This window comes from Bradyrhizobium sp., from assembly GCF_049798375.1.
Taxonomy (GTDB): Bacteria; Pseudomonadota; Alphaproteobacteria; order Rhizobiales; family Xanthobacteraceae; genus Bradyrhizobium.
The window spans coordinates 1-9,793 of sequence record NZ_JBARGP010000277.1 but is presented as its reverse complement, the minus strand read 5'-3'; the positions used below and the strand labels follow the sequence as shown (position 1 = coordinate 9,793).

At 63.5% G+C, this 9,793-nt stretch carries 11 protein-coding genes and 2 pseudogenes; 7 read left to right on the top strand and 6 right to left on the bottom strand.

Going from position 1 to position 9,793, the window contains the following annotated elements:
• Positions 1-69: 69 nt before the first annotated feature.
• The gene (locus tag WA702_RS11980) at positions 70-315 is read left to right on the top strand and encodes a hypothetical protein (protein WP_425110732.1); all 246 of its coding nucleotides are present in this window, start codon (positions 70-72) and stop codon (positions 313-315) included.
• Positions 316-674: 359 nt separating this feature from the next.
• Positions 675-2,663: a pyrroloquinoline quinone-dependent dehydrogenase gene (locus tag WA702_RS11975; protein WP_425110734.1), complete on the top strand. Its 1,989-nt coding sequence runs from the start codon at positions 675-677 to the stop codon at positions 2,661-2,663.
• Here the strand turns inward: WA702_RS11975 and WA702_RS11970 are convergent.
• Both WA702_RS11970 and WA702_RS11965 read right to left on the bottom strand, forming a co-directional pair.
• Positions 2,660-2,923: a PilZ domain-containing protein gene (locus WA702_RS11970; protein ID WP_425110731.1), complete on the bottom strand. Its 264-nt coding sequence runs from the start codon at positions 2,921-2,923 to the stop codon at positions 2,660-2,662. The two genes, WA702_RS11975 and WA702_RS11970, sit on opposite strands and share 4 nt — an antisense overlap.
• Positions 2,924-3,056: 133 nt before the next feature.
• Positions 3,057-3,512: a PaaI family thioesterase gene (locus tag WA702_RS11965; protein ID WP_425110730.1), complete on the bottom strand. Its 456-nt coding sequence runs from the start codon at positions 3,510-3,512 to the stop codon at positions 3,057-3,059.
• A 315-nt stretch (positions 3,513-3,827) separates the two neighbouring features.
• On the opposite strand from WA702_RS11965, the gene WA702_RS11960 reads away from it, so the two are divergent.
• Entirely contained in the window at positions 3,828-4,145 is a 318-nt protein-coding gene (locus tag WA702_RS11960) for a hypothetical protein (RefSeq protein WP_425110729.1), read from the top strand.
• Between the two features lie 78 nt (positions 4,146-4,223).
• Positions 4,224-4,472, top strand: coding sequence for a hypothetical protein (locus WA702_RS11955; RefSeq protein WP_425110728.1), 249 nt, complete (start codon positions 4,224-4,226; stop codon positions 4,470-4,472).
• Between the two features lie 78 nt (positions 4,473-4,550).
• On the opposite strand, the gene WA702_RS11950 is transcribed toward WA702_RS11955, so the two are convergent.
• Both WA702_RS11950 and WA702_RS11945 read right to left on the bottom strand, forming a co-directional pair.
• Positions 4,551-4,790, bottom strand: coding sequence for a DUF6894 family protein (locus WA702_RS11950; RefSeq protein WP_407155452.1), 240 nt, complete (start codon positions 4,788-4,790; stop codon positions 4,551-4,553).
• Positions 4,791-4,973: 183 nt separating this feature from the next.
• The gene (locus WA702_RS11945; RefSeq protein ID WP_425110727.1) at positions 4,974-5,159 is read right to left on the bottom strand and encodes a hypothetical protein; all 186 of its coding nucleotides are present in this window, start codon (positions 5,157-5,159) and stop codon (positions 4,974-4,976) included.
• Between the two features lie 527 nt (positions 5,160-5,686).
• On the opposite strand from WA702_RS11945, the gene WA702_RS11940 reads away from it, so the two are divergent.
• A complete protein-coding gene (locus tag WA702_RS11940; RefSeq protein WP_425110726.1) occupies positions 5,687-5,968 on the top strand; it encodes a hypothetical protein in 282 nt (93 codons plus the stop codon).
• A gap of 120 nt (positions 5,969-6,088) precedes the next feature.
• On the opposite strand, the pseudogene WA702_RS11935 reads toward WA702_RS11940, so the two are convergent.
• Both WA702_RS11935 and WA702_RS11930 read right to left on the bottom strand, forming a co-directional pair.
• Positions 6,089-6,419 (bottom strand): annotated as a pseudogene (locus WA702_RS11935) (ADP-ribosylation/crystallin J1); the annotation flags it as partial.
• 81 nt (positions 6,420-6,500) lie between these two features.
• A complete protein-coding gene (locus tag WA702_RS11930) occupies positions 6,501-7,100 on the bottom strand; it encodes a hypothetical protein (RefSeq protein ID WP_425110725.1) in 600 nt (199 codons plus the stop codon).
• A 952-nt stretch (positions 7,101-8,052) separates the two neighbouring features.
• Here WA702_RS11930 and recA point away from each other — a divergent pair.
• Both recA and WA702_RS11920 read left to right on the top strand, forming a co-directional pair.
• On the top strand, positions 8,053-9,141 hold the full coding sequence (recA, locus tag WA702_RS11925; RefSeq protein ID WP_425110724.1) for a recombinase RecA: 1,089 nt from the start codon (positions 8,053-8,055) through the stop codon (positions 9,139-9,141).
• A 257-nt stretch (positions 9,142-9,398) separates the two neighbouring features.
• Positions 9,399-9,793, top strand: a pseudogene (locus WA702_RS11920) (DUF1835 domain-containing protein); the annotation flags it as partial.

Below are 9,793 nucleotides of genomic sequence, written 5' to 3'. Positions count from 1 at the left end.
GGCAAATACCGGATTGCCGTGGGACCGGCGCACGATACATTCGTCACGTGCAAAGGCAGGGGGACGGCAATGCGAATCTGGCTCGCGGTCGCGGCAATGATCGTGCTCGTTGCTGCTCCGGCACAGGCGCAAATGGGTGGAGGCGGCGGTGGCCGGCACCGACAGGGTGGCGACAAGGGCGCCGAGCCGAAGAAGCCGCAGGTGGACGAGAAGGCCTACAAGGCCGCGCTCGATCGCATTCCCGAGCCCAAGCAGAAATATGATCCCTGGGGCGTCGCGCGTCTAAGTCAGCCGGACAAGACCAAGACGAAATAATCCGCAAGGTCCGCCTGCGATGACGCCGCGGCCGCCGGCGATCGGCCGCGCAGTCGCGTGACGCGGCATACCGGACCGCGCGTAACTGGCCGCACCGCCTCTCCCCGTCGGAACACCGCTCGTCCTGACGCCACTCGGTTCGTCACATCGGCTCGGCCATCCGTCCCAAGGCGATGGACGAGCCGCGGCAGCATGCGTTGGATCGGGGACCTGACCCCCGTCAGGCTCCGAACCCCCGTGATGCCGAGGCGATCATGTTGATGGTATCCGAACCATGCACTCGTAGTCTTGGCCGCAGGCTTGGCCGCGGACCTAGCGCGATTGGCCCGACCGCGCGCGCGTGGCTGGTTGCCGCAATCCTGCTCGTGGCCTCCCCCCATGCCGCCCTTGCGCAGGGGTGGCAGCACTGGGGCGGCGATGCCGGCGGCACCCGGTTCTCAGCCCTGAAGCAGATCACGCCGGGCAATGTCGACCGGCTGATCCAGGCCTGGGCGTATCGCACCGGCGACCTCGATCAACGTATCGGGGCAGTGGCAGGTAGAACCAAGTTCGAGGCGACGCCGCTGCTGGTCGAGGACAGCCTGATCTTCTGCACGCCATTCAACGAGGTGATCGCGCTCGATCCCGGCTCGGGAGCGCAAAAATGGCGCTACGATCCGAAGCTGAGCGACCGCCAGCGCCCGGCCAATCGCTATGCCTGCCGCGGCGTCGCCTATTGGGTCGACAATCAGGCCGCGCCAGATGCGGCCTGCCGTAGCCGGATCTTCACCGGCACCAATGATGCACGCCTGATTGCGCTCGATGCGCGCACAGGACGGCCATGTGACGGCTTTGGCGCGCAGGGCGAGGTCAAGGTCGAGATCGATCATGCGCTGCAATGGCCGGGCGAATTCCAGATCACCTCGGCGCCGGTCGCAAGCCGCGGCGTCGTCGTGGTCGGCTCGGCGATCGCCGACAACAGGAGTGTCGACGCGCCGCCCGGCACGGTGCGCGGCTTCGATGCGCGCAGCGGGCAATTGCGCTGGAGCTTCGATCCGCTGGTTCACGACGGCATCACCGCGGGGCATGCGAATGTCTGGGCGCCGATGTCGGTGGACGAGACGCGCGGGCTGGTGCTGCTGCCGACATCCTCGCCCAGTCCGGATTTCTTCGGTGGCCGGCGGCCCGGCAACAATGACCACGCCGATTCGGTGGTGGCGCTGAACATCGAGACCGGTGCGCTCGCCTGGTCGTTCCAGACCGTGCATCACGACGTCTGGGACTACGATCTGCCGGCACAACCGACACTCGCACGCATCGATACCGGCGCAGGCCAGCGCGACGTCGTGATCCAGCCGACCAAGCAGGGCTTTCTATTCGTGCTCGATCGCGACACCGGGCGGCCGGTGTGGCCGGTGGAGGAACGGGCCGTGCCGCAAGGTGGGGCGGATGGCGAGCAGCTGTCGCCAACGCAGCCGTTTCCGACCCACGTGCCGCCGCTGCTGACGCAGGCTTTCGGCCCCGACGATCTGTTCAGGCTGCCGCTGATCGGCAATCGCTCATGTGAGGCGCAGCTCGCGCCATTGCGCAATGACGGGCTGTTCACGCCGCCATCGACGCAGGGCACGCTGCTCTATCCGATGACCGGCGGCGGCGTGAACTGGGGCGGGGCGGCGTTCGATCCTATTCACCAGATCGTCTACGCCAATGTCAGCCATGCCATTCACATCATCAGGCTGATCCCGCGCAGCGAAGCCGACACCTTGACGCCGCCGCGCGGCGTGGATTTCGGGGCGCAGCTCGGCGCGCCATTCGCGATGACGCGCGCGGTCGCGATGTCGAAGCTTGGGCTGCTCTGCAACGCGCCGCCCTGGGGCGAGATGGTCGCGGTCGATCTGAAAGCCGGTAAAATTCTCTGGCACGCGACGGTCGGCACCACGGAGGATCGCGCGCCGCTCGGGCTCGCCTTCAAATGGGGCACACCGCTGGTCAACGGCGTCGTCGTCACCGCAGGCGGTCTCGTCTTTACCGGTGCCATGGATGCCTATCTGCGCGCCTTCGATGCGGCCGATGGGACCGAGCTGTGGCAGGGACGGCTGCCGGTGCCGGGCGTTGCCAACCCGATGACCTATCAGTGGCACGGCGAGCAATATGTCGTGATCGCGGCCGGCGGCCATTCCGAGGCCGGAACCACGCTGGGCGATAGTCTGGTCGCATTCAGGCTGGCGCGCGATGGCGAGACGCCGTCCCTGTGGTCGCGGACGATCGACCGTCCCGGCGGTCGGCTGGCCGGCGGCGCATTCGGCGCATTGATTGTGCTGATGCTGATGACGACCGTGATCTGGCGGTGGCGGCGTGCCCGAGCCTAACTGTCGAAGGCGACGCCGATCCGCTTGTCGTGGCTCCAGACGGCATGGCAGCGGCGGGCGAGCTTGTCCGCGGGGATCACGAGCGTGAAACTCTCGGGCAGGCCAACCGGAGTCACCACCTCGACCCGCGCGCCGGTGTCCGAAAGGTTGCGGACCGTGCAGTCGACCGCGCCGCCGCCATCGAAGGCGAGCCTGCCCTGCTTGAGTACCCGGTGCCGGGGAGCGATCCGTTTGTCGTCCGTCGTGATTGCGTTCATCATGATCTGTCACCCGTAGATCCGGATGTCGCCTCGTTTCAAAAGTACGTAAAATGTAGAACGGAACTGGTTTCATTCCGATGAAACCGATTCAGAAAAAGCGATGACTGACTGTTAACCATGCTGCGCAGCGGCATCACAGCATGGCAAACGCGCTCGAGACCATCGCCACCGGCTTGCCGTCCGCTGCGCTCGACAGCGTGACGCGGCCGAAACTCATGGTGCGCCCGAGTCGCATCGCCCGCGCATCGGCCAGCACGTCGCAGGAAGCGGCCGGCCGCATGAAGTGGGTGGTCTGGTCGACCGTCGTCATCGGCCGGTAGCCGCCGTTCGCGGCGACCAGTGCAATCACCATGGCGGTGTCAGCGAACGCCATCAGTGCCTGGCCGCAGACGACGCCATTGTCGCGGCACAGCCGCTCGGAAAACGGCATGCGGAGCCGTGCCGCGGGATAGGGCTCCGCGGCATCTGCGACAGTGTACTCGGTGATGCTTTCGATCCGGAGCGCGAGATCCTTGATCCAGGGCGCGAAGACATCGTCAAGAATGCGACGCGCGTTTTCGATAGTGAAGTTCGAGCCTCCGCTGGGCATAGGTGTGAAATCCTCCCGGTGTTTTTGCCGAGCTAATCCCGAAACCACGGCCCCCACAAGGATGTCGCAGGTGCGTGGCTTGAAAACGACTGATATGGCGGCCTAGAGTGCGAAGCCGTTGGGGAGCCGGGGGCGATGCGGCGCCGGTTGTTTCTGCCGGTCGGATCATATCGAGAGATGAAGTTCCGCGATCCCCAGGGGGGCCGCGAATTCGGTGCTACGTCCCCGGCGAGGGCGACGCGAGACGCGGGCCGAACGCGCTTGGCGGCTATGCCAGCGATGCTATAAGGCCGCCAATATCAGGGAGCTGTTGCAATGAAGAAGACGAGCGTGGCGATGGCGATCGCGTTGCTGGCAGGATGGGCGATGCCGTTCGTGCCGTCGCATGCGCAGATGCCAAATATCAACCTGCTGCAGGATAATACCCCGACCAAGACGCCGGAGGAGAAGGAAGCCGACGAGGCGCGGGAAAAGGCCTACAAGGAAACGCTGAGGAAGATCCCGGATGCGAAGACCTCGTCCGATCCCTGGGGCGGCGTCCGTAATGCCGAGGCGCCGAAGGCGGCGTCGAAGACGACGGCTGTGAAGGCGACAGCGGCGAAGAAGCCGAAAGCGACCGCCAACAGCAACTGAGCCCGCGTTCTCCGGGACTCGGATTCACGGCAGTCCATCGCCATATTGGCAGGATTGCAGCGTGTTCGGAGTATGCACATGGGCGGCCCGGTCTTTCGCCCGCGAGATCTGGCCAGCCGGATGGCGGCCCGGCGCCGGAGCAGCAGCGGTCCAGACGGCTATCTGCGCGAGACCTTCACCTTGCCGCGCCAGGAAGCGCGGGCGAGGGCGCGCGACTTTTTTGCCCGCTTTCCAAAGGCGGGCTATATGAGCGCCGTGGAAAGCTGGCGGGAACTGCCCGACGGTGCGATCGAATTCACGATGCGGCGGCTGCGCAGCGCGGATTGAGTCCCATAGTCCGCGCGGCGCACGTTGCAGGTGACGAGGGGCCCGCGGCGGCAGGCGGGGCAGGACTGGGACTGCAGGTCAGGCGCTGTCGAGCGACTCGGCGACGATCCGAATGCGGAAGACCGGCTGGCGGGCCTCGTCGAGCAGCTCCATTTGCCACTCGGAATTTTCCGCCAGCTTGCGCGAGATGCTGCCTGCCATGTCAGCGCAAACGGTGGTCATTTCTTTCCATGCGGCATCGCGATCGGCGCATTCGGTGCCATACTCCGAAGCGCCTGAGAAACGGCCGTTGCGGATGCGGAAGAAATAGAGCGGCATTGTCAAAACCGGTGAGCCCTGACCGCCCCAGGACGCTGGGTCCTTACTGATACTGCGTTGATGGAAGCGTAAACGCAGCCATCAGATCAATTCCGGGAAACTACGGTCGAGATTCAACCAGGAGATGTAGTTGTGGCAATGAGATGCGTTCGCGGCCTTGCTGCGGAGGTTTCGCAGCTTCTCTCACTCGAACAGTTTCTCGGGCGCGACGGTGAGGCGGTAGGCAACCTCGGTTGAGCCGTCGACCACTTCGAGCAACGCGTCACAGAGGGGGCAGCGCACGTCGTGCGCGTTTCCGCTTCGCGACAGCAGCTCAATCCGGCGGAAGCCGGCCTTGCAAGCGGGACAAATCACGTCGTCTTTTTTCATGCAGGGATTATGCACGTGACGAATTACTGTTCCACGACAACGCGGCGCCGCCGCAACTTTCTGCGGCGATTCCGCAGCCGATACGAAGGGATTGCCGGCGCAGCATGAGCCCCACTGCAGCGTGAGGCTGGCATCAAAAAAGCCCCGGGCGCAGGTCCGGGGCTTTTTCTCGGCGCTGTGGGATTTCAGGGCCCAGCGCCTGCAGATGACCGCGGTGGTCGCATCAGGCCAACGATCAAAGCCGCAGCCGCGTTCGACGGTCGCCGTGGCGCACTTCGGATCGTCCGACGTTTTTCAGGATCGTCTGACGTTTGCTATCCGTCATGCTCGTCCGGCGTCGTGGTCATCACGATGGCCTCGAGTGTCGAACGTCTGCTCTTACAACCTTAACTTTATACCGCAACCAAAAGTTTATTGCAACGGACGATAATAGGGGGGTCCAGGCGCGACCATCCGGGCGCGCTGGGCCGTCCCTCCGACCATCGGAATGACGCATTTTCGCCAAGTCGCGCCGCCGAGGCCGCCTGATGTACAAGGTCATCGACACCATCCTCAACATCGGCTGCTTGCTGGCGGCGGTTTTCTATCTGCTGACCATTCTCTGGGCGCAGGCGAACTGCTCGCTCGTTCCTGCGCTCGGCCGACAGTGCGACGGGCCTGAATTCGACGCATGGATGATTCCGTTCTTCTTGGCGCCGATCAGCATTCCTGCGCTGATCGGAGTGGCCCTGATGTTGTGGAGAGACCGCGCAAGCGATAGCGCGCGCGTAGGAACTTCGGTTCCCGAGAATGCGACATGCAACGCCTGATAGCGATGCGGATCAATCCACGCAGGACGTGCCGAACAAAAGCAGAAGGCTGGGCGGAACTTCGTTCCTGCCAGGAGAACACCGGATTGTGATGGAACTTTTCGCAATCAAGAAAAGCTTTTTCACGACCTCGATGGTGCCGACCATCGCCGCATTGAAGTCCTCCAAGTGCTCCGCCGGAATCCAATATTCAAAATGCGCAATGCCGCCGCCCTCCTGCACGGCGTAGAGGAAGCTTTGCCTGACCTGGAAGCGCGTCACATAGCCGGCGCCACTGCAGGGACGTTCCAATCCCGCGCCATCTTCGCCGCGTAGTCTTCGCTCAGTACTGGATAGAAGATCGGTTGCTAGGGACGTCGCGGCGGAAATGCAGTGATGCCGCGCCATGGATGAGCGCGAACTCCGTCGGGCCGGCTGGCCGCCGCAACGTGATGGCGGGTTCCTGTTGCATGCTGCCTAATAGCGGGAACAAGCACGACAAGGCAATCGTGGTGCAGCAGCGGTGGCGCTGCTGCACCAGCACGCCAATGACTTAGGGCTTCACGCAGAACGCGGCGCAGGCGTTTTCCATGGGGGCCCGCGACGTGCAGGTCGCGGCGTCAGGCCCGACATAGCTCGCGATGATCTCGCCGGTCCCACCCTCTGGCGGCCTGTGATTGTTGCAGACCGCTGCCATGATGAGTTCGCCCTCGGCACATCTGAGCTTGCAGACTTGTCCGCCAGGCCCGTTCGACTGCGTGATGAAACGGATCGGCACGGCCGTGCCGGGCAGTCCCTCCTTGCCGGCCGACCCCGCCAGACCTTGCGGGCCGGCACCACCAACTGCACCGGCAAGACCTGGCGGGCCAGCAAGACCTGGCGTGCCGGCAGGACCTTGCGGTCCAGGAGGACCTTGCGGGCCGGGAGGACCGGCGGGACCTTGCGGCCCCGCTGCGCCTTGAGGACCGGCGGCACCTTGCTTGCCTTCGGATCCGGCAGGACCCGGCTTTCCCTCTGGTCCGGCAGGTCCGGCGATGCCGGCAGGGCCTTGCTCGCCCTTCGAGCCCGGCGGGCCGGCTGGGCCCTCGAAACAGCCACCCAACGTCAACGCCAGACCGCAGGCCACGGCCGACACCAAGACGCGCGTCCTCATGCTTCCTCCCACCCCGTTTGCGTGTGTTGAATCTTTATCCGGTACAATCTGAAGGAACCCGAGCGGGAGTCAATCGATCTGAACGCCTTCGAGCATCAAACAACGGCCATGCTCGAGCATCGCGAGGTGCATCACTTTTCACGCAAGGCCGGCCCGGTGTGCAGGAGCCGTGGTAACGTTCGCCTGTCGCCATTCCGCTGGCCATCAACATGGCTCGCGCCCGGGCACGGTCGCCGAGGCTCTGGTGCTGGATCGCCTTTGTCGTCGGCCCCTTGGTGCCATTGCTGCTCGCCATCATTGGCCGCCGTCGCAATGCGACCGCAACGCCCGCGGCAACGAACTAATCGGTGGCGCTCACCTGAACGCGACCACGGTGGCGATCGGCAAATAATCCAGGCTATCACCCGGCCGTATCTCCGATGACCGGGTTCGAAGAGATCGCAATTGACTGACGAAAAGAATTCGTCAGCTGGGACGACAATGACGCGCGACACTTCGGGCACCCCGCAGCCGCAACCCCACCGGCCGCCCCAGCGTCGCTCGGGGTATTGCTCGCAGACGGATCCCGTTTCGTCACAAACAAAAACAGCAGCTCGCTCGGTCAAAGCGGAATCCTACGCCCGGGGCGCCGTTACGATAGCTCATGCTATGGCGCAGGCTTGTTCGACCTGACTTACGGTCAGGACCGCCGCGGCGGTCTCAAAATGATCGCGCGTATAACTGCACGTGACTGCACAGGCTTCCTGGGAAGACGCGGTTACCGGGCGAAAGCAGGGAAAGCCGCGCCGTCAACAACTTCAGAAATTCCAGATTGCTCGCATGCAGTCGCAGATTGCGCAAAGAACATATTGCGAACATAGAACAGATAGGGTACGTTGCTTCCCAAGATTGATCGGCCTCGTCCTCGTTAACCGTTTGTCCATCACGCGAATCCCCGCCATAAGGAGCGCCTATGTCCGCCACCGCCCTGCGCATCGTCGAAGGTTCCTCCATGGATAAGAGTAAGGCGCTGTCCGCAGCCCTGTCCCAGATCGAGCGTCAGTTCGGCAAGGGCTCGGTGATGAAGCTCGGCAAGAACGACCGCTCAATGGACATTGAGACGATCTCAACCGGCTCGCTCGGGCTCGATATCGCGCTCGGAGTTGGCGGTCTGCCAAAAGGGCGGGTTGTCGAGATTTACGGGCCGGAATCCTCGGGCAAGACCACCTTGGCGCTGCACACCGTAGCGGAGGCACAGAAGAAGGGCGGCATCTGCGCCTTCATCGATGCCGAGCACGCGCTCGACCCGGTCTATGCCCGCAAGCTTGGCGTCAATATCGACGAACTCCTGATCTCGCAGCCTGACACCGGTGAGCAGGCGCTGGAGATCTGCGACACCCTGGTACGTTCGGGCGCGGTCGACGTGCTGGTGGTGGACTCGGTCGCAGCGCTGGTGCCGAAGGCCGAGCTCGAAGGCGAGATGGGTGAATCGCTGCCGGGCCTGCAGGCACGCTTGATGAGTCAGGCGCTGCGCAAGCTCACCGCCTCCATCAACAAATCCCACACCATGGTGATCTTCATCAACCAGATCCGTATGAAGATCGGCGTGATGTACGGTTCGCCCGAGACCACCACCGGCGGCAATGCGCTGAAGTTCTATGCGTCCGTTCGCCTCGACATCCGCCGCATCGGTGCGATCAAGGAGCGCGACGAGGTGATCGGCAATTCCACGCGCGTCAAGGTGGTGAAGAACAAGCTGGCGCCGCCGTTCAAGCAGGTCGAATTCGACATCATGTATGGCGAGGGCGTTTCGAAGATGGGTGAGATTCTCGATCTCGGCGTCAAGGCCGGCATCGTCGAGAAGTCCGGTGCCTGGTTCTCCTATGACAGTCAAAGGCTCGGGCAGGGGCGGGAAAATTCCAAGACCTTCCTGCGCGCCAATCCCGATATGACCGCCAAGATCGAGGCCGCGATCCGGCAGAACTCCGGCCTGATCGCCGAGCAGATCCTGGCCGGCAATGCCGAGCGCGATGCCGAGGGTGAAGAGCCGGCCGAAGAATAAGCCTGTGACGGCAGCGGGCGCTTCTGGATGGTGAGTTGCCGACATCCAGAACGCCCGTTTGCACGTGCCTTGCTTCTGCGGTTTCGCGCACGTTTGAATTGGCGTTCACGAGCATTGGAAAGCCGAGAGCACCAGCCCTATCAGTTGTAAGTCACTTTGATCTGAATTTCTGACGACGAGCGCGCGGACAATTGCTGAAGTCCGCCGCACCTGATGTCCGCACTTTTCGTGTCGTATGCATTGCATGGTGGCGGCTGATGACGCGCCTGATCCTGACATCTGATGATTCCAGTGCTGGCGCGCTTCAGCGCAGCGGACTTGCCGACCTCGTGGTCCCAATTCTCTACCGATTTGTATGGGGACCGCTGCCGTCCGACGCAAAGCTCTCGGCTTATCTCGCGCGCCGCACCAGGCAGCCGAGGGGTGGCCATTGGTTGGACTTCGCCTCGCATCGCGACCTTGAGGCGAGCGGTGGTCCGAAGCGCAGCTTCGTCGCGCTCCTCGAGCGCTGCGACAGCGTCGAATTGTGGATGGACAATCGCCCGAACGATCAACTGGTTCTGATCTGGTTGCTAAGCTACTTGCACGATCATGCGGAGGTCGCAACGAAGATCGTGTTGCGACACATCGATACGCCGCTGTTCGATGCGCT